This is a genomic window from Streptomyces sp. NPDC004838 (assembly GCF_053600955.1).
The window spans coordinates 14781-38345 of the sequence record NZ_JBSGAW010000036.1; the positions used below are offsets into that span (position 1 = coordinate 14781).

The following is a 23565-nucleotide window of genomic DNA, read 5'->3' on the forward strand; positions in this document are numbered from 1 at the left end:
ACGCCGGGCCCCGGTCCGCCCTCCGGGTGCGCGCCGTCGGCCTGCGACCTGGCCCGTGCCGCCGCCCCCGGCCCGAGTCGGTCGGGTGGTCCGCGACACCGAGGCGAGCGGGCCCGACGACGCGGATCGGTACCGTGTCAGCCGCCGCCGGCTCGCGGTATGCGCCCGGCGGGCCGGTCCGGAAACGGACCGGGCCTGACGACGGCGCCCGCACTCAGTACGATGAACCGCTCCGGCGGCGGACACGACACGGTCGCCTCGGTGAGGCGGGAGGAGACGGGTATGACGGACCGGAACCGGGGAGGTGCCCCCCGTCGCCGCGGCCAGGGCGAACTGGAGAGTCAGGTGCTCGCCGTGCTGCGGCAGGCGCCCGCGCCGGTGAACACCGCCTGGGTGCAGGAGCGGCTCGGCGGCGGGCTCGCCTACACCACGGTGATCACCATCCTGACCCGTCTGCACGCCAAGGGCGCCGTCGCCCGGGAACGGGCGGGCCGGTCCTTCGTGTGGACGCCGACCGCGGACGAGGCAGGGCTGGCCGCCCTGCGGATGCGTAAGGTGCTGGACGCCGAGGCCGACCGGGAGGCCGTCCTGGCGAGCTTCGTGACCGCGCTGCCTCCGGGTGACGAGCGGTTGCTGAGAGATCTGCTGGCCCAGGCGGCCGAGGAAGGCGACGACTGACCGCATGGGGGTCTTCGTCTTCCTTCCGCTCGTGCTGCCCCTGAGCGCGTGGCCGATCGCCCGCCTCGCCGAGCAGCATCTGCATCCGCGCGCGGCCACCTGGCTGTTGACCGCGGTGGCGGGCGTACTGGCCGTGTGCAGCACGCTGAGCCTCGCGCTGCTCATGGTCGTCGGTACCGCCCAGGTGCCCGGAAACCCCCTGCCGGACAGCTGGTCCGACCCGCAGGTGCGTGCGGCGGTGCCCTACGACGAGGTCGCGGGCCGCGTCGCCATTCCCGCGCTGATCGCGGTGCTCGTCGCGTGCGGCCGGACGGCCTGGCGCCACCACCGGGTACGCCGCCGGGCCGGGCAGGCTCTGACGGCGCTGCCCGGCCGTTCCGTGGCGGTGCTGCCCGACCGTGAGCCGTACGCGTACGCTCTGCCCGGCACCGGCCGGAGCGGCGGACGGATCGTGGTCACCACCGGAATGCTGGGCGCTCTGGACTCCGCCGAGCGCCGGGCCCTCTTCGCGCACGAGCGCGTCCACCTGGCGGGCGGCCACCACCGTTTCCTGCTGGCGGTGCAACTGGCCGCGCGCGCCAATCCGTTCCTGCGGCCTCTGCGCACGGCGGTGACCTACACGGCGGAGCGCTGGGCCGACGAGGGGGCCGCCACGACGGTCGGGAGCCGGCGTGTGGTGGCCAGGGCGATCGGCAAGGCGGCGCTGGTCTCACACAGGACGCCCATCGCGACGCTGGCGGGCCTGGCCGCCGAGGGGCCGGTGCCGCGGCGGGTGGTGGCACTGCTGGGGCCCGCGCCCTCCGCACGTGTGTGGCCGCCCGTCTCCACCACCGTGGGGCTGGCCGCCTGGGGCGCCGCGGCGGGCGCGACGGCCTCGGCGCTGTCGTCGGCGAACTCGGCGGTGAGCCTCTTCCTCATTCTGAAAGCGGCCACTCCACTCTGACCGGCAGGCTGTTCCGCACGGCCGGCTCCGCCGCGGCCACCACTGCTCCGTGCCGTCGGCCCCGCACCGGCGACCGCCACCGCTCCCGCTTCGGGCCGGCGAAGCACAGAGGCCGTTCCCGCCCTGTACGGACGGGAACGGCCTCTCGCACCCGGCGCTTTCCGGCCGTCGGCCTTCGACCGCGGCCGTCAGAGATCCGTCAGAGATCGAACTCGTGGGGCTGCAGGTCGAGCATGAGGCACGCCTCCCGTACGACGGCCTGCTCGTCCTTGTCGAAGTCACCGTCGGCGCCGCCGATGACGATGCCGATCTGGATGACGGCGCGCGCCTCGGCGGGCTTCTTCTTCGCCTTGGCGATCTCCTGCATCACGCTGATCCTGCCGAAGGCGAAGTCGGCGGTGAGCTTGTCGAGGTTCTCCTCGAAGCGGCGCTGGAGTTCGTCGGCGGGGAAGTTCCGCAGCACCTCGTTGGTGGCGATGAGCTGGGCGACACGCTGCCGTTCGGACGGGTCGACGGTGCCGTCGGCCGCGGAGACCAGGGCGCACATCGCCATGCTCGCGTCGCGGAAGGCACCGCTCTTGAGGTCGTTCTTCTTCGCCATGAGCTGGGTCTGCATCGTGGACGCGGATTCCTTCAGGCGGTCCCACAGGGCCATACGATCTCCGTTGCTCGTTAGGTGAGGGGTGTCCGGGCCGCGGGGGGCACGGCCCGGACGCCCCGACTCTCTACATTATTGTAGAAGTTATCGGTCCGGGGGCGGTTCAGCCCTCGTCGTCCTCGTCGCCTTCGAAGAAGTCGCCGATCTCGTCCACGGCTTCGGCTGCGACCATTCCGCCGACGACGCCGACGGCGAGTCCCGCCGCCCCGGCCGCCACCATCGTGCCCATGCCGGGACCCGAGCGGCCGTGGCCGTCGCCGTGATGGGCGCCACCGTGCTCGCCGTGCGCGTGGACACCGCCGGATCCGAAGGCGGCGTGTGTGCCGTCGTACCCGTGGGGCGTGTGGAAGGAGGGGGACCGGTGCTCGACGAGCCGGCGCACCCAGCCGTCCACCTCGGCGTTCCAGTCCCGGCTGTACGCGTCGTCATGGCTCAGCGTGATCCGCGTGAGCGCGTCATGGCCGCCGGAGAAGGCTCCGCCGCGCTTGTCGGCCTCCAGAACCACGTCCATGCCGCCGGGCCCGGCGAGGAAGGTGACCTCGATCTCGCCGACCGCGTGCGCGTACTGGGGCGCGGGCGTCAGCTCGATCTCCTGGTAGAAGGGCAGCAATTGCCCGGTGCCGCCGATGCGGCCGTACTCCAGGTCCGCCGACTTGAAGCCGAAGCCGGTCCGCCCGAACGCCTCCAGGACGGCCTCTTGCACGGGCAGGGGCCGCACCGAGAGCGGGTCGAGGTCGCCCTTGTCCTTGGCCCCGGCCACGCCCAGTTCCGTACGCACCCCCAGAACGATGCCGAGCTGCTGCCCGTACAACTCGGTGACGGGGGTCTCCCAGGGGAGCGCGACCGAGAACGGGATGCCGCGCTGCTCGCCCTCGGCGAGGCGGAAGCCGCCGGCGACGGTGAACCGCTCGAAGGTGACAGCGCCTTCGAGCTCGCCGTCACCGGTCTCCGCCTCGACGCGCGCCACGAGTTCGAGCGTGATGTGCTCGATGCCGACATCCGTGGTGCCGCCCCGGAGGCGGACCTCTCCGGCGAGGCTCCCGCCGGGCAGAACGGCGCCGGGGGCGAGGACCGTGTCGACGGTGGGGCCGCCGATGCCGAGTGAGCCGAGCAGTCGTTTGAACACCATCGTGGTGTTCACTCCTTCCGTAGGTACACAGGTGCATGCCGTACGCGGCGCACCGGGTCGCACGCGGTCGTACGGCGCGATGCGTGGCGCGCGCGTGACACGGAGAGGGCCGCCGAGCCGGTCGGCGGCCCCGCGGGCTACTTCGCCGAGGGCGCCAGAGCGGCCAGCGCCTGCGCCCGGCGGACGTACTTCAGATCGGCGAGATCGGCCACGGTCCTGACCCCGAATGCCTCCTGGAGCAGTTCGCCGTCACGGTCGGAGACCCCCTTGAGGGCCGACACGGGCGCGGCGAGTATCTCCGGCAGGGGCTTGTCCGCCCATGCCTTGTCCAGCACGTTGCCGAGGTCGATCGACGTCATGTCAGCCCTCCGATGTACGGTCGGCGGCGAGCACGCGTCCGCGCACCCACCGCATCATCTACATGCGTGTAGAAGAATAGGCCCGATCAACCGGGTGGGAGCACAGAACCGCGACGGATTCATCAGTCCGTCCGGAAATGGACCTCGGCCGTTCCGCGAATCCACACGGAAAGTCCCCCGACGGCCGCGCGATGTGACACGGACAACAGTCCGCCTGCCCGTCAGAGCGTGCCCGGCCTTTACAGTGGGTGTAGAAAAACGATGCTCCCGGTCCATAGCCCGGCCGATGAGATCCAGCCACGCGACAAGGAGTCCCGGGACCCGCATGGGTGAACCTCCCCATACCAGCCGCGCCGTTCCCCGCCCGTCAGCCTGCGCGCCCCCGGGGCCTGGAGCGATACGGCGGCCGGCCGTGGACCCGCTCCCGCCGTCCTCGGCTCCGCCACAGGTCCGTGCACCGTCGTCCGCCCCGGGGACACCGTGGCACGGCATCCGCACTGCGCCCCCGATGCCGCCAGCGGCCGTCCGGATGCCGTCACCGCGCGCGAGCGGCATCGTGATCGGGTACCTGCCCATGGACCCGTTGAAGACGTGCCCCTCAACATTCCCGTCGGCCCGGCGGCGGCCGGGCCGCCCGGCCCGCGGCGACCGCCGACCCGGCAAGCCGTCCCGATCGACCCGCCACAAGGAGTCGCACGTGCCACCCCGACCGACGGATCCTGACCGATGAACGCGGTGCTCGGCCTGCTGGCCGTCTTCGTCCTGACCGCGGGCACCGGCTACTTCGTCGCCCAGGAGTTCGCCTATGTCGCCGCCGACCGCCTCGCCCTCGCCCGTGAGGCCGAGGCGGGCGACAAACGGGCCGCCCGCGCCCTGAGCGTGCTCGAACGCCTCTCGTTCATGCTCTCGGGCGCCCAGCTCGGCATCACCGTCACCGGCCTGGTCGTCGGATTCCTCGCCGAGCCGTCCGTCTCCGCGCTGCTGAGGCCCGCCCTGGAGGGCATCGGCCTACCCGGCGGCGCGGTCTCCGCGATCTCGGTCGTCCTGGCGTTCGTCCTCGCCACCACCGTACAGATGGTGCTGGGCGAGCTGGCACCGAAGAACCTGGCCCTGGCCGTCCCCGAGCGGCTGGCCAAGTCCCTCGCCGCCTCGACCCTCGCCTATCTGAAGATCGTGGGCCCGGTGGTGCACATCTTCGACAGCGCCGCCAACAAACTGCTGCGCAAGGTCGGCATCGAGCCGGTCGAGGAACTCCACCACGGCGCCACCCTCGAAGAACTGAGCCATCTGATCGGCGAGTCCCACGAGCAGGGCCATCTGCCCGCCGACACCGCCGAACTGCTCGACCACGCCATGGAGTTCTCCGAGCGCACCCTGCACGAAGTCATGGTGCCGCGCGCGGACGCGGTCTTCGTCCGCGCGGACGCCACCGCCCCGGAGGCCGTCGCGCTGATCGCCGAGCACGGCCACTCCAACTACCCCGTCCTCGGCGACCACCCCGACGACGTCGCGGGCGTCCTCGGCGTACGGGACCTGATGCGACTGCCCGCCGACCGCTTCGCGACCACCACCGCGCGACAGGCCGCCCGCCGCCCGCTGCTGCTCCCCGTGACCCTCCCGCTGCCCGAGGCGGTCGGGCAGATGCGTGAGCGCGACGACGAGTTCGCCGTCGTCCTCGACGAACACGGCGGCGTCGCCGGTCTCGTCACCTACGAGGACATCGCCGAGGAACTCGTCGGCGACATCGCCGACGAGACCGACACCGTCGTCGAACTCGCCGTCGCCGACACACACGGATGGCTGGTGGACGCGGGCCGCCGGCTGGACGAGGTCGAACAGGCCACCGGCGTCGCGCTGCCCGAGGAGGAGGACTACGACACCGTGGCCGGACTGATCATCGACCGGCTGGGCCGCTTCCCGGCGATCGGGGACCGCCTCACCGTGGACGGAGTGCGGATCGAGGTGCTCAGCCTGGACCGGCATGTGCCCGAACGCGTACGCATCGAACAGGCCGAGCCCGCGGCGCCGGCGGCCGAGGAGGCACAGGCATGAGTTTTCCCATGGCCCTCTTCGTCACCGTCCTGCTGCTCATCGGCAGCGGCTTCTTCGTCGCCGCGGAGTTCGCCCTGGTCGCCGCGAAGCGCCACCGCATGGAGAAGGCCGCCGCCGAGGGGCAGCGTGGCGCCAAGGCCGCTCTCGCCGGGATGCGCGAGCTGTCCCTGATGCTCGCCGGCGCCCAACTCGGCATCACCATCTGCACCCTGGGCCTGGGCTCCCTGTCCAAGCCCGCCATCTCCCACCAGGTCGATCCGCTGCTGGTGGACCTGGGCCTGCCCGCCGGACTGAGCTACGGCATCGCCTTCGCCTTCGCCATGATCATCGTCGTCTTCCTCCACATGGTGGTCGGCGAGATGGCGCCCAAGTCCTGGGCGATCGCCCATCCCGAGCGCTCGGCCATGCTGCTCACACCGCCGTTCCGCGCCCTGGTCAAGGCAGTCCGGCCGCTGATCCGGGTGCTCAACAACATCAGCAACGCGCTCGTGCGGATGTGCCGCGTGCAGCCGCGCGACGAGATCACGGCCGTGCACAACCGCGAACAGCTCACCCACCTGGTCACGGAGTCCGAACGCCTCGGGCTGATCAACAAGACCGACTCCGAACTGATCACCCGCTCCCTGACCGAACCGCAGACCCCGGTCACCCGGCTCCAGACGGCGGCCGACGACATCGTCACCGTCCCCGCCGAGGCGGACCTGGACGCGATCCTCGCCACCGCGGCATCGGCCGACCGCACCCGCCTCCTCGTCCGCGACGGCGATCTGGTCCTCGGCTCCGTGCACGCCCGCGACGCCCTGGTCGCCCGCACCCGAGGACGCACCGTCACCGCCCGCCAACTGGCCCGCCCGGTACCCGAGCTGAACGGCGGCGACAGCGTGTCCCAGGCGGTCGAGCACCTGCGCAGGAATCGCGCGTCGCTGGCCCTGATCCGGGACGCCGACGGCCGGCTCACCGGACTGATCAGCCTGGACGACCTCCTCGCCCGGCTGCTCCACCCGGGAGCCGTGCGCTGAGGGGCCGCCCCCTCGCCGACGGCCCGGATACGGCGGCGGCCGGCATCGGCCCCGGCGCCGGCCGCGCGCAGGCAGGGGCACGGCCACCCGCGGGCGCGGGGGCGGAGTTCTTCGTACGGCGGCGGCCGTGGCGGGCCGGGCCGTGGCCGGTCTTCCCACCTGCGCGGCCGCCGTCGTCGCCGCACTAGGATAGGAGCCGTGACTGACGCGCCCGCTCCTTCGTACCCGCCGGGCCGGGCCAAGCGGGCCCGGCGCCCGAACGCGGACGAGGCGTTCAGGCTGGCGCGCAGAGAGTTCGTGGCCGGCAAACGGCTGGACATGCGGCAGTTGTCGGCGGAGCTGGGCATCGACCGGACCACGCTGTTCCGGTGGGTGGGCAACCGGGACCGGCTCGTCGCGAACATCCTGATCTCGCTGACGGATCCGACGGTCGAGGCGGCCGTGGCGGCCGCCGAGGGCCACGGTGGTGCGCGGATCGCCTCGATCGCCGAGAACTACTCCCAGACCCTGATCGACACACCGTTCTTCCAGGATTTCCTCCAGCGCGAGGCGGAGCGGGCCCTGTGGTTGCTCACCTCGAAGGCGAGCCCGGTCCAACGCCATGTCGTTGACTGTTTCGAGCGGTTGCTGGCCGAGGAGCGTGACCGGGGGAGCCTGACCCATGTCATGAGCGTGCACGACCTGGCCTATCTGGTCGTGCGCATCATCGAGTCGTTCATCTACTCCGACATGATCATCGGTGAGTCGCCCGACGCGGGCAAGGTGCGGACGGCCATCGCGGCGCTGCTGCACGCGGAGTAGCCGCGGGGGCCGCGGGTTCCGGTCCCACACCGGCAGCCCCAGGGCGTCGCACCACAGCCGGTCCGCGGTCGACAGCACGGTGTCGTAGACCGTCAGGCCGGTCCCGTCGTCGCCCCCTTCGAAGACGAAGCCGGTGAACGCGGGTGCGGCTGAGCCTGCCCGAGAGGGCGCGCGACACCACCAGCGGGTCCAGCCCGGGATCCGCCAGGCCCTCGCTCTGGAGCCGGGCGATGCCGCGTGCGTCGCGGTCGACGAACATCGCCATGCGTTCACCGCGCACCTGCCGGAAGTGCTCCTCGACCGCCGCGACCCCTTCGAAGACGACCCGGGCCACCGCGATCAGCGCGGCGCGCGTGTGTGTGGCCGCCCCAGGCGGTCCGGGGCAGCGGTCTCTCGTCCGACATCGTCGGAGCGCCCTTGGGCGCGGCTTGGGGCGGAATGACGATCAGCCGCCGAGGAATCGCGATCGCGATAACCGAGGGCTATCAGCTGAGAAGAAACTGGCCGTAGTGGTGTTGCTACGGCGCGCGTAACGTCGTGGCACCAGGCCGTTCCAGGACCAGGGAGAGTATATGAGGGCCGTCATTCTGCCGGGAAACGGGGCGGTTTCGCTGGGCGAGCGCGAAATAGCGGAGCCGCACGCGGACCAGGTACTCGTCAGGGTCGCGGGAGCCGGCTGCAATCGCGCCGACATTCTGCAGCGGGACGGTCTTTATCCCGCGCCCCCGGGCGCCCCCGCTGATATCCCCGGACTCGAGTTCTCCGGAATCGTGGAGAAGACGGGTCCCGACGCGACCGCCGTCCGGCCCGGCGACCAGGTCATGGGCATCACCGGTGGGGGCGCGCAGGCGGAATTCGTGCTGATCCGCGAAGACCACTGCGTTCCCGTGCCGGACGGAATGGACCTGCTGACGGCCGCGGCGGTCCCGGAAGCCTTCTTCACCGCATTCGAGGCACTGGTGCGCCAGGGCGCGGTCCGTGCCGGGCACCGCGTGTACGTCAATGCGGCCGGCAGCGGAGTCGGCACCGCGGTCGTGCAGTTGGCGACGGCGCTGGGCGCGCGAGTGGCCGGTTCGACCCGGTCCGCGGCCAAGCTGGAGAAACTGAAGTCCCTCGGACTCGACGTGGGAATCACCCTGTCCGGCCGGGAATCCGCCGAGTCCCGTGCCGGGCGGCTGAAGGCGGAGGCCGGCGGCGAATTCGACGTGGCGATCGATCTCCTCGGCGGCGACCATCTGACCACCGCGCTCCATGCCGTCCGGCGCACCGGGACGGTCGTTCTGCTGGGGGCCATCGCGGGCATCGCCGCCACCGTGCCGATCCCCCTGATGATCACCCGTCAGCTCACGGTCCGCGGTATGGCGCTCCGTGGACGTCCCCCGCACGAAAAGGCGGAACTCGCCGCCGGATTCACCCGCGATGTGCTTCCGCTGCTGGACGAGGGACTGCTGAATCCGGTGGTCGATCGCACTCTGGAGCTGGCGCAGGCGGAGACCGCGTACTCGCTGCTCGAGGAGGACAAGGTGTTCGGAAAGATCGTCCTCGAGGCGGGATGAGCCATGGCCATCGTCGACGACGGGACAAGCGATTTCACGAAGCTGTCGGACGTCGAGGAGATTCGCGTCCATCGCGTCGGCATTCCTCTCACCCATCCCTACCGAACGGCGCTGGGAGATCTCCATCATCTCGACTCCGTCGTATGCCTGCTGCGGGTCGGGGACCGTTGGACGGCGGGAGAAGCGTGCGCGCCCACGGGCTACAGCCACGAGACCACCGACCAGGTCTGGGACACCGTCCGTACGGTGGCGCCGCTGATCAGCCGGGGATCACCCCTCGACGGTCTCCGCGTACTGGAACGGATGTGCTCCGGCAGGCCGTTCGCACGCGCCGCGCTGGCGACAGCCCTGGAGCAGCAGCTCTGGCCCACGCCGGCACCCGTTATGGCCGAATCCCTGCCCCTCGTGGCGACGGTGAACGAACGCAGTCCGGTGAAGCTGGCCGACGAGGTCCAGACCCATCTCGCCGACGGCTACACGACCCTCAAGGTCAAAGTCGGCCTCGACGTCGAGGACGACATCCGGCGGGTGACCGCCATCGCGGACATCGCGGGCCGGGCGGCGACCCTGCGCCTGGACGCGAACCAGCAGTACGGCTACGAGTCCGCGGTGCGCCTGATCGACGCGCTGGACCCGGACCGGCTGGAACTCTTCGAGCAGCCCTTCCCGCCCGATTCCTGGGATCTGACCTCGCGGTTGTGCGGCGTCAGCGAGGTGCCCGTCATGTTGGACGAGTCGATCGGGACGAGGGCGGACCTGGCGCGCGCCAAGGAGGCCGGCGCCAGTCTGATCAAGCTCAAACTGATGAAGTCGGGCAGTAGTCGGGACCTCAGCGAGGACATCGCGCATGCGCGCGGCCTGGGGTTCGACGTGGTGGTCGGCAATGGCGTCGCATCGGATATCGGGTGCTTTCCGGAAGTGGTGACCTGCGTCAATTCCGGGGTGACACTGCCGATCGAGAGCAATGGATTTCTCAAACTCGGCTGTTCTTTCCTCGGCTCACCGTTCCGGGTCTCGGGCGGCAGGCTGACGGTGGTGGAACCGCAGCCCGCCGTCGACCTCGATCTGATCGACGCGTTCTCCGTCTCCCGCTGGACCACCGGCTGAACACGCGATGGCCCGGCAGCGAACCGTAAGTCCACAGAAAGACCAACCACAGAAAGACCAACCACAGAAAAGAAACGGAGTCGGACGACCATGGGTGAGAACACAGCAGCGGAGCCGGCCCAGGCGCCCGCCATCATCGATTTCCGCGGGCGACCGCCGACGGAGGAATTCCTGAGCTACTTCACGCGCCAGCGGACGATCGTCGCCAACCTCCGGCTCGGCGTCAAGGCCCCGGCTCCGTCGTTCCTGAAGCGGGACGTCGACCTGTTCTTCGACGAAATGGACGAGGCGGGCATCGGGCTGACGGTGGCGCTGGGCAGGAACTCGCCCGTCTCCCCCTGGACCCGTCCGGATACGCCACCGGAAGAGCGCCAGAACGGGATACTGCCGAACGACCACATCGCGGACCTCGTGGCAGCGCACCCCGGCAGGCTCGTGGGCATCGCCGGCATCGATGTGAGCAATGAACTGCACGACTCCCTGGCGGAAACACGGCGCTGCATCACGGACCTCGGATTCAAGGGCATCCACATCGAGCCGGCCAGGACCCGGTACGAAGCGCTCTACAACGACCGGCGCATCTACCCCCTGTACGAGCTGTGCCAGGAGTTGGGCGTTCCCGTCGTCCTGATGACCGGGCCGATCTACGGAAAGAACATCCGGTTCGACCACCCGGCCGATATCCAGGATGTCGCCCGTGACTTCCCCGACCTCCCCCTTGTCGCCGGGCACGGATGCTATCCGTGGGTGACCCAGATCATCGGCGTCGCACTCAAGCACCCCAATGTTCACATCTGCCCGGACGTCTACATGTTCGTGCCTGGCGCGGACCAGTACGTCCAGGCGGCGAACACCTTCCTCCAGGACCAGTTGCTCTTCGGAACGGCATACCCCTACGCCCCACTCGGCGAGATGGTGCAGAAGTTCCGGAACCTCGGGTTGACAGAGGATTCGATGCGGAAGGCCCTGTACGACAACGCGGCGAGACTGCTCGCCCTGAACACCGTGCCTCCGCGGTAGACAACCGTATTCCTTCCCACTGAAGGAGGCACGATGCCTCTCTTGTACTTGTCAAAACCACTCAGAAGAAGATTCCGGGTGACGGTGGCCCTGGCCACCGTTCTCGCCACGGGTCTGCTCATCTCCTGCCAGAGCTCGAACGGGACGAAACCCCAGGCGAAGAAGCAGAGCAAGGATGTGCTGACGATCGCCTCCCCGTTCCCTCCTCTCTCCCTCGACCCCGCGCGTAGCGGTGGCGACAACCCACTGCTGTGGTTCATCGAGCCGGCGTACACACCGCTGATGTTCTTGGGACCGGAGGGTTACAAGCCCGGACTGGCCGTCTCCTGGGGCTACACCGATGCGGCGAAGAAGGTCTTCGAGCTGAAACTGCGTGACGGTGTGAAGTTCAGCGACGGGACACCGATGAACGCGGACGCGGTGAAGCGCTGGCTGGAGTACATCCCCGGTGCGGGCGGGCCGTTCGCGGCCAGCTACAAGTTCAAGTCGGTCGAGGCAACGGGCCCACTGGACCTGAAGATCACCTTGAACAAGGCCGACCCCAGCCTGATCGCGGTGTTGTCCCACCAGAAGACCGCGAGCCATGTGGCCAGCCCCGAAGCCGTCAAGGACCCGAAGAAGCTCGGTACCCGCACCTTCGGCACCGGGCCGTACAAGCTCGATCCCCAGCAGACGATCACCAACCAGCGGTACACCTACGTGCCCAATGAGCACTACTGGGACAAGAAGGCGATCCACTTCAAGAAACTCGTGGTCGAGGTGATGCCGGACGAGAACGCCACCCTGCTCAAGATGCGCTCGGGCTCGGTCGACGTGATGATCGGCTCCCTGAAGACAGCCGACTCGGCGAAGGGTTACGGACTGAACGTCCACCGGGCGGTGACGATTCCGGCCCAGGTGACCTTCATGGACCGCAAGGGCGCGTTGAATCCCGCACTGGCCGATGTCCGGGTGCGGCGGGCGCTGAACCACGCACTGGACCGCAAGGCGGTAGCGACGCTGCTGTCCGGGAAATCCGGCAAGCCGACCCAGCAACTGGCCCTGCCCGGCGCGATGGGGTACTCCGCCGATCTGGACGACTTCTATCCCTACGATGTCGCGAAGGCCAAGAAGCTGCTCGCGGAGGCCGGCTATCCGAAGGGGTTCGACCTGCGGCTCTACGCCTACAAGGCCGGTCCCGGATGGACCGAGTCCGCACAGATCATCGCGTCCCAGTGGGCGAAGATCGGGGTGAAGGTCGACGTCAAGGTACCGGCCTCGGTCACCGAGTGGGTCGGCGCCGTGGCCGCGGACAAGGTGCCCGCCGCCATCTGGCTCGGCAAGAACTACGACATGTACGGGTACACCGTGGAGGGCCTCCTCGGCTTCCTGAACCCGCAGCGCACCCAGGACGCTCAGGTCAACGACCTGCTGGGGCAGATAGCCCTGGCCTCGGAGGAGAAGCAGCAGGAACTCTGGGAGCGGATTCAGCGGCGCTGGCTGGAACAGGCATGGTTCGCGCCCTTCTCGTTGGAGGACACCGTCTACTACTCCAGGCCCGGGCTGAAGGGCATCGAGGAGCAGATGGCCCCCTCGAAATGGATCGTGTATGCGAATCTCCAGTTCTTCCGCCCGGCATGACGACCGGGTGGTGGCCGGTGCACACCGGCCACCACCCGGGGGCCGGCCCCAGGCCGAGTCGACAAGGAGCGCGCGATGCTATCCGTGATACTCCGGCGAATCGCGATATCGGTGCCGGTGCTGTTCGTGGTGTCCGTCATCGTCTTCGTCCTCCAGTGGTTCATCCCCGGAGACACCGCGGTCACCATGGCCGGATCGACGGCGACCGCGGAGCAGATCGAGGCGCTGCGGCGGCAACTTCATCTCGACCAGCCGCTGTACACCCAGTACTTCGCCTGGCTGGGGGACGTGCTGGGCGGATCGCTCGGGCAGTCACCGCTCAACGGTGAGTCCGTCGTGGCCGCGCTGAACACCAGACTCCCGGTCACGCTGTCCCTGGTCGTGGGCGCGACCCTGGCGGCGACCCTGGCCGGGCTGGCCCTGGGCGTGCTCAGCAGCCGAGGTGGCCGGCCCACCCGCCGCCTGTCCGACGTCGTCTCCGTACTGGGCATGGCGCTGCCCAACTTCTGGGTGTCGCTGCTGCTGATCGCCACGCTGAGCGTGTCCCTGGGCTGGTTCCCGTCCGGTGGCTACGTACCGCTGGCGGAGTCACCCGGCCGCTGGCTGTGGTCTCTCGTCCTCCCGGTGGCCGCGCTCGCCCTGCACGGCATGACCGCGGTGGCGAAGCAGACCAGGGAGGCCCTGCTCGACGTCGACGGCCGGGAGTTCATCCGCAACCTGCGGGCCAACGGCATCCCCGAGCGGTCGATCCTGTTCAAGCACGCGCTGCGCGCCGCCTCCATCCCCGTCGTCACCGTCTCCGGAGTGCTCTTCATCGGCTCCCTGGGCGGCGCGGTCGTGATCGAGCACGTCTTCGACCTGCCGGGGCTGGGAAGTCTGGCGATCCGGGCGACGGCGGACCACGACATTCCCATGATCCAGGGGGTCGCCGTGTACTTCGCGCTCCTGGTGATGGGCGTGAACCTGGTGCTCGACCTCGTCTACGCGTGGCTCAACCCGAAGGTGAGGGTCACATGACCAGCCCTGCCGAGATCACCGAGATCACCGAGACGACAGGGACGCCCCGGGCGTCGAACGCACCCTCGTTGGCCCGCCGGGTCCTGCGCAAGCCGATCGCGCTCGCCTCCCTGGTCTTCCTGGGTGTGGTCGCCGTCTCGTCCCTCGCCGCCTCCTGGATCGCGCCCTACGATCCGCTGGAGCCGGACCCCGCGGCGATCCTGTCCGGACCGTCGGCCTCCCACCTGCTGGGCACCGACACCCTCGGAAGGGATGTGCTCTCCCGGCTGCTGTACGCGGGCGAATCAGCCCTCGGGCTCGCCCTGCTCGCGGTCGCGGTCGCGGTCGTCCTGGCCGTTCCGGTGGGGGTGTTCGCGGGGCTGGCGCGCGGCTGGGCGGACGCGGTCACCACCCGTGTCGCCGATGTACTCCTGGCGGTGCCCGGCATCGTGATCATGCTGATGGTGCTGGCGCTGTTCGACCAGAACATGGCCGCGGCGATGGTCGCCCTCGGGATGATCTTCGCTCCCGGACTGCTGAGGGTGGCCCGTGCCGCCGCGATCGCGGTGAGCCAGGAGCCCTACATCGCGGCGGCCCGGGTGTCCGGGCTGAACCAGGTGCAGATCGCCTTCCGCCATGTGCTGCCCCGGGTCGTGGGTCCGGTCCTGGTCAACCTGTCGGTGATCGCCGGCAGCGCGTTGCTGACCCAGACCGGTCTGAACTTCCTCGGCCTCGGCGTCAATCCTCCGAATCCCAGTTGGGGCGGCATGGTCGCCGACGCCTCGGCGGCGATGGAGCTGAACCGCTGGCTCCTCGTCCCCACCGGGGGCATCGTGGCGCTGTCCGTCATCGCCCTGGTGCTCCTCGGGGACGCGGTACGCGACGCGACCACGGAGCGCTGGGCGGGGCAGCGGAGCCACGGCCGCGCCAAGCCTCCCGCCAAGCAACCGGACCCCACCGTCCCGGACCAGGCGCGTTCCGTGAGCGAGACGGCAACCGACGGGGACGATCCCATCATCCGCGTCGACAACCTGACCGTGGCGCTGCCGGCGCGGCAGGAGGGCGGCGGCTGGAACGTGGTCGTGCAGAACGTGAGCTTCACCCTGGGGCGGGGCGAGACCATCGGCCTCGTCGGGGAGTCCGGCTGCGGAAAGACCCTCACCTGCCTCGCCCTGCTCGATCTGCTGCCCACCGGCGGCCGGGTGATCGGCGGGCGGGTGACGATCGACGGCGTGGACACCGCGACGATGAGCGCGCGGGAGCGGGCCCGGCTGCGTGGCTCGACGATCGCCTTCATCTCCCAGGACCCCATGGCCGCGCTGGACCCGAACTACACCGTGGGCAGTCAGATCGGCGAGGCCGTACGCGTCCACTCGGGCCGGGACCGGCAGGCCGCCCGGGAACGGACGCTGCGACTGCTGGAACAGGTACGCATCCCCGATCCCGAGAAGGTGGCACGCCTGTATCCGCACCAGCTCTCCGGGGGCATGGCGCAGCGGGTGTCCATCGCCATCGCGCTGGCCGGGGAACCGTCGGTGCTGATCGCCGATGAGCCCACCACCGCGTTGGATGTCACCGTCCAGGCCGAGATCCTGCGGTTGCTCACCGGCATCCAGCAGGAAACCGGCATGGCGATGCTGCTGATCAGCCATGACTGGGGGGTTGTGGCCGGTACCTGCGGCCGGTGCCTGGTCATGTACGCCGGGGAGATCGTCGAGATGGGCACCGTCACGGACCTCCTCGATCGACCGCTGCACCCCTACAGCGAGGGTCTGCTCGCCGCCGACCCGCATGTGTCCGAACCGGGCCGGCGCCTGGCCACCATCCCCGGCTCGGTCCCCACCCCCGGCGACTGGCCCAACGGCTGCCGCTTCCAGCCCCGCTGCCGCCATGCCGTGGCGGAGTGCTCCGCGCACCCCGTCCCGCTGGAGGAACCGGCCCCCCGCCATCATGCCCGCTGTCTGCGCAGTCACGTCCTCGCGGAAGGAGGCACAAGTGAGCGAGACACCCCTGCTGAACGTGCGTGACCTGGTGGTCACCTACCGAACCGCCGGCAAGTCGTCCCGGCCCGCCGCCGTGCGCGGGGTCAGCTTCTCCATCGGCGCCGGGGAGACCGTGGGCCTGGTCGGGGAGTCCGGATCGGGAAAGTCCACGATCGGCCGGGCCATCCTCGGACTGGCACCCGTGAGCGCCGGGACGATCGAGTTCGCCGGGAAGGACATCACCCGTGCCCCCTTCCGCGATCGACGGGCGCTCAGCGCGGAACTCCAGGTGGTCTTCCAGGACCCCTATGGTTCCCTCAACCCGACCAAGACCATCGCCGACCTGCTGGCCGAGCCGGTGCGGGTACACGAACGCCCGGACCGGGCCACGCTGAACCGGCGGGTGACCGACATGCTCGAACGGGTCGGGCTGGGAGCCGAAGCCGCCGAGCGCTATCCGGGCAGGTTCTCCGGCGGTCAGCGGCAGCGCATCGCCATCGCCCGCGCCCTGATGATGTCGCCGCGACTGGTCATCTGCGACGAGCCGACCAGTGCCCTGGACCTGTCGATCCAGGCGCAGATCCTGAACCTCCTCGCGGACCTGCAGAGCTCGTTGAACGTGAGCTATCTGTTCGTCTCCCATGACCTGGCCGTCGTCCGGCACATCGCCCACAAGATGATCGTGCTGCGGCTCGGGGAGATCGTGGAGGCCGGCGACACCGCCGCCGTCTACTCCCGCCCCAGCCACCCCTACACGAAGTCCCTGCTCGGCGCGGTCCCCACCCGGACCGGCCCGGGACGGCCGCCGTCGCGGAGCGCGTCATGAGCGTCGGCCTGGCTCTGTACGATCTTCCGGCCCGGGAAGCCCTGGAACTGGCCGAGGCCGCCGACGCCTTCGGATTCGACGCCCTGTGGCTCGCCGAACACGTCGTGACCGTCGAGCACGACAGCCCGCACCCCCTGGCGGACGGCCCTCGGGCGAGCGCCCTGCACTCCGGGACCGAGCTGCTCGATCCCTGGGTGACGCTCGGGGCGATGGCCGCCGCCACCGAGCGGATCAAGGTCGCCACCGGCATTCACCTGGTCGCCCTGCGGCACCCGCTCACCACGGCCCGCCACTCCGTGACGCTCCACGATGTCTCGGACGGGCGCTTCATGCTGGGGACGGGCGCGGGGTGGATCGCCGAGGAGTTCGCCGCCCTTCAGGTGCCGTTCGACCGCCGCGGAGCGCGGGTCGACGAGGCGCTGGACATCCTGCGCCTGGCGTGGACGGGGGAGTGGTTCGCCTACCAGGGCGCGCACTTCCAGGTACCCCGTGTCAATGTCCACCCCCGGCCGGTCACCATCCCACTCATCGTCGGCGGCAACTCTCCGGCCGCGCTACGGCGGGCGGCGCGTATCGGCGACGGATGGTTCAGCTCCGGTTTTCCGACCGTGGACGAGGCACTGCGGCTGCGCGACACCCTCGCCTCGCTGCGTGCCCAGCGCGGCCGGACCGACCCGTTCACCTTCTACCTACGGATCGGGAAGGCCGACCCCGGGCTCGTCGCCCGGTACGCCGCGGAGGGCCTGCACGACATCGTCGTCCAGGTCGACCGCGACCGGATCTGGCCCCGCGGCACGCTCGACGACCGCCGGGCGGCCCTGCGCTCCGTGGCACAGGACCTGGGGCTGATCCCATGACCCCCCGCACCAACCCGCACCAATCTGATCGGAGGAATTTTATGCAGCTCCTGGTGGAGAAGAAGGGCCCAGTGGCGGTTCTGACCATCAACCGGCGTGAGCACAGCAACTCCCTGACGGACGCGCTCCTGAGGGACATCAGCGCCACGGTGACCGAACTGGAGGGCGACTCGTCGATACGGGCCGTCGTGCTGACCGGAAGCGGGGGGATGTTCTCCACCGGGTCCGATCTCTCGGCGATGCGCGCGAGCGTGCTGAAGGACCCGGAGCTCCTGCGGCAGCGCGTGACCGAGCACACGGACGTCGCCACCGACACCTTCTGGCGGATCTGGCGCAGCCCTCTCCCGTTCGTGGCCGCGGTGGAGCGCATATGCCTCGGCGCGGCGGTCTATCTCACCGCCATGTTCGACCATGTGCTGATCACCCCGGACGCCGAGATCGGCATGTCTGAGATCAGGCTGGGCCTCGCCCCGCCGATGTTCAACGTGTTCCCGTGGATGCTGAGCTATCGCGGGGCGAAGGAGTTCCTGCTCACCGGGGATGTGATCGACGGTGTCCGGGCCGCCGAACTCGGCTTGGCCACCAGGTGTGTGCCGGCCGAGAAGCTGATGGATGAGGCCATGGCGCTGGCGGATCGGCTGGCGGCCATGCCCGACGATGTCGTCGCGACGATGAAGCGGTCGGTGAACCGGCGGTGGGAACTGGCGGGAATCCAGGCCGAGCTTGAGCACGGCGTCGACGGATTCATCCAGGACAAGACCAACATGGGTCCCTTCCAGCGGCGGTTGCGGGAGACGATCGCGGAGGTGGGCGTGGAGGAGGCGTTGAAACGCCTCGACATCGACCTTGGTCTGCGCGGCACCTACATCGGCCAGAAGTAGCCACCCGGGAGTCCCGCCATGCGGAGACCGACTCCGCCGGGACCCGGCACCACCGCGGCACCGGCCGCCCCGGACACTCCGGGGCGGCTCCCGGCCGACGGTGTACGAGCCCGTCCCCGCCTCGCCCAGGCTGGGCGCGGACGCGGACGCGGCGAGCGTGTACCGCGACCGAGGCGCCGATGACCAGTGACCGACCCGGATCACCCGGGCGGAAGGAGAGGGAGCATGACCAGCAGCGGCTTCGGTACCGTGCCGGCCGTCGAACGACTGGCCCGTGAGGTGCAACAGTTGATAGACACGACCACGGACGAGCACGAGCTGACGGCGCACGTCGCGCACCGGCTCCGGGCACTGCTCGCCTCCGGGCCGACCCTGCCCGAGGCCGTGACCAGGGCCAGTCCCACACGCTATGTGATGTACCCGCTGCACATCGCCGCCGACGGTTCCTTCTCGATCGCCGCGGCGGTCTGGGACGTCGGCCAGCGCACCCCGGTCCACGGCCATGAGACCTGGGGCGTGGTGGGCATCTACGCCGGTGTCGAGGCCGAGGTCCGATACGAGAAGCCGACGGCGCCCGGCGAACCGCTGGTACGGGCCGGCGCCCATGAGTGGACCGTGGGCGAGGTGACGGTGTGCTGCACGACCGACAACGACGTCCACGAGGTGCGGTGCGGCGGCGACACCCCGTGCGTCGGCATCCATGTGTACGGCGCCGACATCGGGCAACTGCCGCGCCGCGGCTACGACCCGGCGACCGGCGACGTGGACTGGTTCGTGTCCCGGTGGACCGAGACCGGCGGCACTTTGCCGCGATGACCCGGAACCGCCGCGCCACGGGGAGGGGGCGCCGCGGCGCGGCGGCCGGGACGACGGGCCGGTGACGCGGCGGCGGACCGGACGGCCGAGGCCAGGAACGAGTCCGCCGCCGAGGTGAGCCGTACCGAACGCCGGTGGATCGCGTACACCGTGAGCCGGAGTTCCATCCCGGCCACCGGCATCTCGCACAGCCTTCCCGACTCGATCTCCTCGGTCACCGAGATCCGCGGGACGACAGCCGGGGCCAGACCGCGGGTGGCCGCCGACTTCACGGCGGACGCGGAGCCCACCTCGATCGCCGGTTGCGCGAGCCGGTGTCCCCCGGCCCGCAGCATCCGCGTCAGCGCCAGCAGGGTGCCGGACTCCGACTCCCGCTGGATCAACGGCATTCTGGCCAGCTCGTCCAGCGTGAGCGGACTCCTGCGCGCGGCGAGCGGATGCGCCGGGCTGACCACGAGCACCAGCCGGTCGCCGACGAGCGGCACCGCGCGGAACTGCTCGGGAACCTCCCCGCTCAGCTCCAGCAGGCCCAACTCGGCCTCTCCCTTGAGCACGGCGTCCTGGACCGAGGTGTAGTTGCCGATCTCTACGTGGCAGTGGCGGTCGCCGCCCTCGGCCCACTCCAGCAGCCAGGAGGGCAGCAGATGCTCGGCGACCACCTGACCGGCGATGATCCGCAGCCGGCTGCCGGTGGTCAGGAAGTCCCGGTCGAAACGGACCGCCGCGTCCCGCAGATCCGCGAGCAGCCGCTGCCCCTCGCTCTGCCAGAACATCCCGGCGGCGGAGAGCTTCGCCCCCTTCGTGCTGAACTCGTACAGCCGGGTCCCCGCCCGGCGTTCCATCATATGGAGGCGGCGGGATGCCGCCGGCTGGCTGATGCCGCAGGCGGTCGCGGCGAGCCGTACGCTGCCGTGCCGGCCGACGCAGACATGGAGTTCCGCGTCCAGCAGGTCACCGAAGGGCTGATCGACGTCCATGCCGGCCGCCCCTACCACGGTCCGGCCATCCTGATACGTCCCCTGTGCTCCACGGACAAACCACTCACCTCCGGGGGTGCTGGCCGAGGCGCAGCTCCCATTCGAGATAGCGCCGCATATCGGTGTGGTCCGGTCGCAGGATCGACCCGCGTTCGCCGGTGAGGTTCACATCCTCCTTGGCCTCGATCAGGCTCACCTCAGCCCCGTCGAGCCCTTCCACGAGCCGTTGTCCGGCCGCCGGGCCGCGCAGTCCGCCGGCCAGCCGCCGCACCCGGGTGTATCCGAGGTCCCGCGCCGTCCGCGCGGCCAGCGCGGAGCGGAGGTCGCGGTTGGACACCACGACGAGGGGCCTGTGCCGGTCGGGACAGACACCGGGCAGCCTTCGCTCCAGATCGCCCCTGGGCACCCACACCGACCCCGGCAGATGCCCGACGGCGAACTCGCTGCTGCGGCGCACATCGAGCACCACAGGGGCGTCCGGGCCGGTGAGGGACTGCCAGGTGGCCTCCGGGACGAGAGCCCGTGCCGCCCCGAGTCCGGCGACGTCCTTCCCCGCGTGGTGCGGTACACCCGATGCCGTGGGGAGGCCCTGGGCCCGGTACTCGTCGAACCCGATCGTGAGCCAGGTCGCCTGCGGATAGCCGACCCGCCGCAGGAGTTCGGCGGCCATCCGAGCCCTCACCTGGTGATTCGAGTAGCACACCACGGTGGCCGAACGGTGGCCGATGAACTCGTCGGCGGTGTTGGCCAGTTGACCGCCGGGGATGGAGACCGCGCCGTCGATGTGTCCGGTGGCGAACTCCGCGGGCAGCCGGACATCCACCAGATACCCGGAGCCGCCGCCGGCGCGCACCCGCGCCAGCTCCTCCGGCGACATCGGGTGGATGCCGGCCTCCCGGGCGAGACCGTCGGCGTGCTGGGCCATGAACGTCTGCCCCGCCGTCGTCGGTTCCGGCCCGCGACGCTCGCTCCGGCCGACTTCCAGCTCACGGCCGGACATCAGCCACGCCATCGTTCCATTGCGCAGTGCCCAGACGTTGTGCACGCCGACCCGCTGGAGGGCGTCCACGGCCAGTAGACCGCGGGTTCGTCCGGCGCAGTGCACGATCACGGTGTCCGGCAGCGCCCCGGCGGCCCGCAATCCGGCGACGGCCAACGGCAGTTCGCCGCCGGGAACATGGACCGCGCCCGGGAGGTGACCGGAGGCGTACTCCCCCTCGTCGCGTACGTCGACCACCAGCGCCGCCCCGGCGCTGATCAGCGACTCGGCCTCCGCCGGATCGACCTGCGGCAGGTCACGCTCCACGGAAAGCCGCTCGCCGTAGGTCTTGCCGAGCACATTGGCGCCGGACTCCTTCTCGCCGCCGGCAGTCCGCCACTCGGCGAAGCCGCCCTGGAGCACGGCCACATCCCGGTACCCCAGGCGGGCCATCGTCTCGGCGGCCATCCGGCTGCGTTCACCGTCGTCGCAGTACAGGATGACCGGCGTCGCGAGGCCGGGCAGGACGTGACCGACGCAGATCTCCAGCAGTCCCCGCGCGAGGGTGGTCGCGCCGGGGATGTGTCCTCGGACGTACTCGCCTCGCTCGCGGACATCGAGGACCGCGGGCGGTGCCCCGGCGGCCAGGAGAGCGGCCAGTTCTGCGCTGTCGATCACCTTGCTGGGCGGTTGCATCTTTCCCCCTTCAGCAGATGCCGTCCCAGACGGCTCGTTCGTCGCCCGACGGGTCGTCGGCCTCGGTGACTCCCCGGTCGAGCAACCCGGTCGTCCGGCGGTCTGCGGTATAGGTGCTCCAGCCGGGCTCCCCGTGGGTGACGAACGAGGTCCAGACGGAGTGGACGAAGTCGGCGACCTCCTGGGACGGCCGGTCGCCGATGCGCGGACGGACGTCCTCCAGGCCGGTGGTGCCGAACACATAGGGCATCTCCGCTCCGTGGCACGCCCCCAGGCCGCCGTTGGCCTCCGGTCCCGGGTGGTCGAACCGGTAGACCCAAGTGCCGGCCGTGCCGGCGGCCTGGCGGGCCTCGGCGACCCGGACGGTCGGGATGCGGAAGTACCAGTCCGTCACCAGGGCGGCGAGGATGTCCCCAGGGCGCGCACCGGACCGGTTGGCCCGGTAGACCGCCAACCCCTGGTCGTCCAGGCCGTAGCCGCTCGCGTAGACGGGCAGGGTGGCCTCGTCGATGGTGTCCAGCGAGCCGTCGGAGACGTAGAACAGCCGCGCCTCGTCACGGGTTGTACCGATCAGCAGGGGTATCTCGCCGCCGCGGCCGTCCGCGATGGCCTCCAGCGGGGGGCGCGGGATGACGGCGCCGTCGACGACCGGCCCGAACACCATCAGCCCCGACCCCCACCGCTCCGGCGCGGCACCGGTCTGCGCCTCGATGATCAGGTTCGACGCCGCCCGCACCAGCGCATCGAGCGGGACCTCGGCGATCGCCTCGCGGTTCGGTGCCACACCGAGGTCGTCAGCGAGATAGCCGCCGACCAGCCGTGCCTCTTGCGGGGTCAGCATGCGGGAGACGCCGCCGCTCTGGGCGATCGCCTGGGCGAACAGGCCCCGGGCCGCCGGCATGGTCAGCAAGGTGCACACAGCGATGGAGCCCGCGGACTCCCCGGCGATGGTGACCCGCGACGGGTCACCACCGAACGCCGCGATGTTGTCCCGTACCCAGCGCAGCGCGGCCACCTGGTCGAGCATTCCGAGGTTCGCGGTGCCGTCCCCGAACCAGAGGAACCCGTCGGCGGCCAGCCGGTAGTTCACGGTGACGCACACGACGCCATCGCGGGCGAACGCGGTGCCGTCGTACTCGCCGACCGATCCGGAGCCGTTCATGAACGCCCCGCCGTGTATCCACACCAGCACCGGCAGCCCGGTCGCCGACGGGTCCGGCGTCCATACATTCAGGTTCAGGCATTCATCGCCTTCGATGGTGACTTCCGGGAAAAGCGGCCGGTACTGCGGTGCGTATTCTCCCTTGGGTGCGGTCGCACCGTATTGCGTGGCAGACCGGACACCGGACCACGGCTCCACCGGCTGCGGGGGTCGCATACGACGCTCCCCGAACGGTGCAGCCGCATACGGGATTCCCAGAAATGCGGAGACGTCGCCGGAGGAGATCCCCTGGAGTAGACCACCTTCGACCTCTACTTGCGGACCCTGCGTAAATTCGCTCACGAGGACGATTGCGCCACAGTGCTCCGGTGATGTCAATGAACGCGGCAATAACAGAATCAGGGCAGTCATAAGGAATGCCTATGACGTTGTGCTCATTCAGGGGCTACAG

21 protein-coding genes are annotated in these 23565 nt (G+C 70.2%); 15 read left to right on the forward strand and 6 right to left on the reverse strand.

Features of this window, described 5'->3' with window-relative positions:
- Positions 1 to 282: 282 nt before the first annotated feature.
- Entirely contained in the window at positions 283 to 678 is a 396-nt protein-coding gene (locus ACWEFL_RS31385) for a BlaI/MecI/CopY family transcriptional regulator (protein WP_451719134.1), read from the forward strand.
- 4 nt (positions 679 to 682) lie between these two features.
- Positions 683 to 1621 carry a M56 family metallopeptidase gene (locus ACWEFL_RS31390; RefSeq protein WP_451719136.1) on the forward strand — a complete coding sequence of 313 codons (939 nt, stop codon included), beginning with the start codon at positions 683 to 685 and terminating at the stop codon, positions 1619 to 1621.
- A gap of 199 nt (positions 1622 to 1820) precedes the next feature.
- Here ACWEFL_RS31390 and ACWEFL_RS31395 read toward each other — a convergent pair whose 3' ends face one another.
- The 3 genes from ACWEFL_RS31395 to ACWEFL_RS31405 form a co-directional block, all read right to left on the reverse strand.
- On the reverse strand, positions 1821 to 2276 hold the full coding sequence (locus ACWEFL_RS31395) for a tellurite resistance TerB family protein (RefSeq protein WP_451719139.1): 456 nt from the start codon (positions 2274 to 2276) through the stop codon (positions 1821 to 1823).
- Positions 2277 to 2382: 106 nt separating this feature from the next.
- A complete protein-coding gene (locus tag ACWEFL_RS31400; RefSeq protein ID WP_451719142.1) occupies positions 2383 to 3408 on the reverse strand; it encodes a sporulation protein in 1026 nt (341 codons plus the stop codon).
- Positions 3409 to 3545: 137 nt separating this feature from the next.
- A complete protein-coding gene (locus ACWEFL_RS31405) occupies positions 3546 to 3767 on the reverse strand; it encodes a hypothetical protein (protein ID WP_451719145.1) in 222 nt (73 codons plus the stop codon).
- Positions 3768 to 4493: 726 nt separating this feature from the next.
- On the opposite strand from ACWEFL_RS31405, the gene ACWEFL_RS31410 reads away from it, so the two are divergent.
- The 13 genes from ACWEFL_RS31410 to ACWEFL_RS31470 all read left to right on the forward strand — a co-directional run bounded on the left by ACWEFL_RS31410 (position 4494) and on the right by ACWEFL_RS31470 (position 19300).
- On the forward strand, positions 4494 to 5819 hold the full coding sequence (locus ACWEFL_RS31410) for a hemolysin family protein (RefSeq protein ID WP_451719148.1): 1326 nt from the start codon (positions 4494 to 4496) through the stop codon (positions 5817 to 5819).
- Positions 5816 to 6838, forward strand: coding sequence for a hemolysin family protein (locus tag ACWEFL_RS31415; RefSeq protein ID WP_451719150.1), 1023 nt, complete (start codon positions 5816 to 5818; stop codon positions 6836 to 6838). Before ACWEFL_RS31410 ends, ACWEFL_RS31415 begins: the two co-directional genes overlap by 4 nt.
- Positions 6839 to 7036: 198 nt before the next feature.
- Positions 7037 to 7639 (forward strand): QsdR family transcriptional regulator, encoded by a 603-nt coding sequence (locus ACWEFL_RS31420; protein WP_451719153.1) that lies wholly within the window; start codon positions 7037 to 7039, stop codon positions 7637 to 7639.
- Between the two features lie 572 nt (positions 7640 to 8211).
- Entirely contained in the window at positions 8212 to 9195 is a 984-nt protein-coding gene (locus ACWEFL_RS31425) for a zinc-binding dehydrogenase (RefSeq protein WP_451719156.1), read from the forward strand.
- A 3-nt stretch (positions 9196 to 9198) separates the two neighbouring features.
- Positions 9199 to 10302, forward strand: coding sequence for a mandelate racemase/muconate lactonizing enzyme family protein (locus ACWEFL_RS31430; RefSeq protein ID WP_451719159.1), 1104 nt, complete (start codon positions 9199 to 9201; stop codon positions 10300 to 10302).
- Between the two features lie 90 nt (positions 10303 to 10392).
- Positions 10393 to 11322: an amidohydrolase family protein gene (locus tag ACWEFL_RS31435; protein ID WP_451719161.1), complete on the forward strand. Its 930-nt coding sequence runs from the start codon at positions 10393 to 10395 to the stop codon at positions 11320 to 11322.
- 78 nt (positions 11323 to 11400) lie between these two features.
- Positions 11401 to 12942: an ABC transporter substrate-binding protein gene (locus ACWEFL_RS31440; protein WP_451719164.1), complete on the forward strand. Its 1542-nt coding sequence runs from the start codon at positions 11401 to 11403 to the stop codon at positions 12940 to 12942.
- A 75-nt stretch (positions 12943 to 13017) separates the two neighbouring features.
- Positions 13018 to 13959 carry an ABC transporter permease gene (locus ACWEFL_RS31445; protein WP_451719167.1) on the forward strand — a complete coding sequence of 314 codons (942 nt, stop codon included), beginning with the start codon at positions 13018 to 13020 and terminating at the stop codon, positions 13957 to 13959.
- The gene (locus ACWEFL_RS31450) at positions 13956 to 15965 is read left to right on the forward strand and encodes a dipeptide/oligopeptide/nickel ABC transporter permease/ATP-binding protein (RefSeq protein WP_451719170.1); all 2010 of its coding nucleotides are present in this window, start codon (positions 13956 to 13958) and stop codon (positions 15963 to 15965) included. Before ACWEFL_RS31445 ends, ACWEFL_RS31450 begins: the two co-directional genes overlap by 4 nt.
- Positions 15934 to 16746: an ATP-binding cassette domain-containing protein gene (locus ACWEFL_RS31455; RefSeq protein ID WP_451719173.1), complete on the forward strand. Its 813-nt coding sequence runs from the start codon at positions 15934 to 15936 to the stop codon at positions 16744 to 16746. The genes ACWEFL_RS31450 and ACWEFL_RS31455 overlap by 32 nt, the downstream gene beginning before the upstream one ends.
- Complete coding sequence (locus ACWEFL_RS31460; protein WP_451719175.1) at positions 16743 to 17603, forward strand: TIGR03619 family F420-dependent LLM class oxidoreductase; 861 nt, start codon at positions 16743 to 16745, stop codon at positions 17601 to 17603. The genes ACWEFL_RS31455 and ACWEFL_RS31460 overlap by 4 nt, the downstream gene beginning before the upstream one ends.
- A gap of 41 nt (positions 17604 to 17644) precedes the next feature.
- Complete coding sequence (locus tag ACWEFL_RS31465; protein WP_451719177.1) at positions 17645 to 18484, forward strand: enoyl-CoA hydratase/isomerase family protein; 840 nt, start codon at positions 17645 to 17647, stop codon at positions 18482 to 18484.
- A 225-nt stretch (positions 18485 to 18709) separates the two neighbouring features.
- Entirely contained in the window at positions 18710 to 19300 is a 591-nt protein-coding gene (locus ACWEFL_RS31470) for a cysteine dioxygenase (RefSeq protein WP_451719180.1), read from the forward strand.
- Here the strand turns inward: ACWEFL_RS31470 and ACWEFL_RS31475 are convergent.
- From ACWEFL_RS31475 to ACWEFL_RS31485, 3 genes are all read right to left on the reverse strand, one after another.
- Positions 19225 to 20277 carry a LysR family transcriptional regulator gene (locus tag ACWEFL_RS31475; RefSeq protein WP_451719182.1) on the reverse strand — a complete coding sequence of 351 codons (1053 nt, stop codon included), beginning with the start codon at positions 20275 to 20277 and terminating at the stop codon, positions 19225 to 19227. The genes ACWEFL_RS31470 and ACWEFL_RS31475 overlap by 76 nt on opposite strands.
- 64 nt (positions 20278 to 20341) lie before the next feature.
- Positions 20342 to 21952, reverse strand: a complete 1611-nt coding sequence (locus ACWEFL_RS31480) for a rhodanese-like domain-containing protein (protein ID WP_451719185.1) — start codon at positions 21950 to 21952, stop codon at positions 20342 to 20344.
- 10 nt (positions 21953 to 21962) lie between these two features.
- Positions 21963 to 23525: a carboxylesterase/lipase family protein gene (locus tag ACWEFL_RS31485; protein WP_451719188.1), complete on the reverse strand. Its 1563-nt coding sequence runs from the start codon at positions 23523 to 23525 to the stop codon at positions 21963 to 21965.
- Positions 23526 to 23565 lie beyond the last annotated feature (40 nt).

What these genes read in the sequence shown, in the direction of transcription:
- ACWEFL_RS31385 (WP_451719134.1), top strand. Translation starts at nt 283, where the DNA reads ATGACGGACCGGAACCGGGGAGGTGCCCCCCGTCGCCGCGGCCAGGGC.
- ACWEFL_RS31390 (WP_451719136.1), top strand. Translation starts at nt 683, where the DNA reads ATGGGGGTCTTCGTCTTCCTTCCGCTCGTGCTGCCCCTGAGCGCGTGG.
- ACWEFL_RS31395 (WP_451719139.1), bottom strand. Translation starts at nt 2,276, where the DNA reads ATGGCCCTGTGGGACCGCCTGAAGGAATCCGCGTCCACGATGCAGACC.
- ACWEFL_RS31400 (WP_451719142.1), bottom strand. Translation starts at nt 3,408, where the DNA reads ATGGTGTTCAAACGACTGCTCGGCTCACTCGGCATCGGCGGCCCCACC.
- ACWEFL_RS31405 (WP_451719145.1), bottom strand. Translation starts at nt 3,767, where the DNA reads ATGACGTCGATCGACCTCGGCAACGTGCTGGACAAGGCATGGGCGGAC.
- ACWEFL_RS31410 (WP_451719148.1), top strand. Translation starts at nt 4,494, where the DNA reads ATGAACGCGGTGCTCGGCCTGCTGGCCGTCTTCGTCCTGACCGCGGGC.
- ACWEFL_RS31415 (WP_451719150.1), top strand. Translation starts at nt 5,816, where the DNA reads ATGAGTTTTCCCATGGCCCTCTTCGTCACCGTCCTGCTGCTCATCGGC.
- ACWEFL_RS31425 (WP_451719156.1), top strand. Translation starts at nt 8,212, where the DNA reads ATGAGGGCCGTCATTCTGCCGGGAAACGGGGCGGTTTCGCTGGGCGAG.
- ACWEFL_RS31430 (WP_451719159.1), top strand. Translation starts at nt 9,199, where the DNA reads ATGGCCATCGTCGACGACGGGACAAGCGATTTCACGAAGCTGTCGGAC.
- ACWEFL_RS31435 (WP_451719161.1), top strand. Translation starts at nt 10,393, where the DNA reads ATGGGTGAGAACACAGCAGCGGAGCCGGCCCAGGCGCCCGCCATCATC.
- ACWEFL_RS31445 (WP_451719167.1), top strand. Translation starts at nt 13,018, where the DNA reads ATGCTATCCGTGATACTCCGGCGAATCGCGATATCGGTGCCGGTGCTG.
- ACWEFL_RS31450 (WP_451719170.1), top strand. Translation starts at nt 13,956, where the DNA reads ATGACCAGCCCTGCCGAGATCACCGAGATCACCGAGACGACAGGGACG.
- ACWEFL_RS31460 (WP_451719175.1), top strand. Translation starts at nt 16,743, where the DNA reads ATGAGCGTCGGCCTGGCTCTGTACGATCTTCCGGCCCGGGAAGCCCTG.
- ACWEFL_RS31465 (WP_451719177.1), top strand. Translation starts at nt 17,645, where the DNA reads ATGCAGCTCCTGGTGGAGAAGAAGGGCCCAGTGGCGGTTCTGACCATC.
- ACWEFL_RS31470 (WP_451719180.1), top strand. Translation starts at nt 18,710, where the DNA reads ATGACCAGCAGCGGCTTCGGTACCGTGCCGGCCGTCGAACGACTGGCC.
- ACWEFL_RS31475 (WP_451719182.1), bottom strand. Translation starts at nt 20,277, where the DNA reads ATGGACGTCGATCAGCCCTTCGGTGACCTGCTGGACGCGGAACTCCAT.
- ACWEFL_RS31480 (WP_451719185.1), bottom strand. Translation starts at nt 21,952, where the DNA reads ATGCAACCGCCCAGCAAGGTGATCGACAGCGCAGAACTGGCCGCTCTC.
- ACWEFL_RS31485 (WP_451719188.1), bottom strand. Translation starts at nt 23,525, where the DNA reads ATGACTGCCCTGATTCTGTTATTGCCGCGTTCATTGACATCACCGGAG.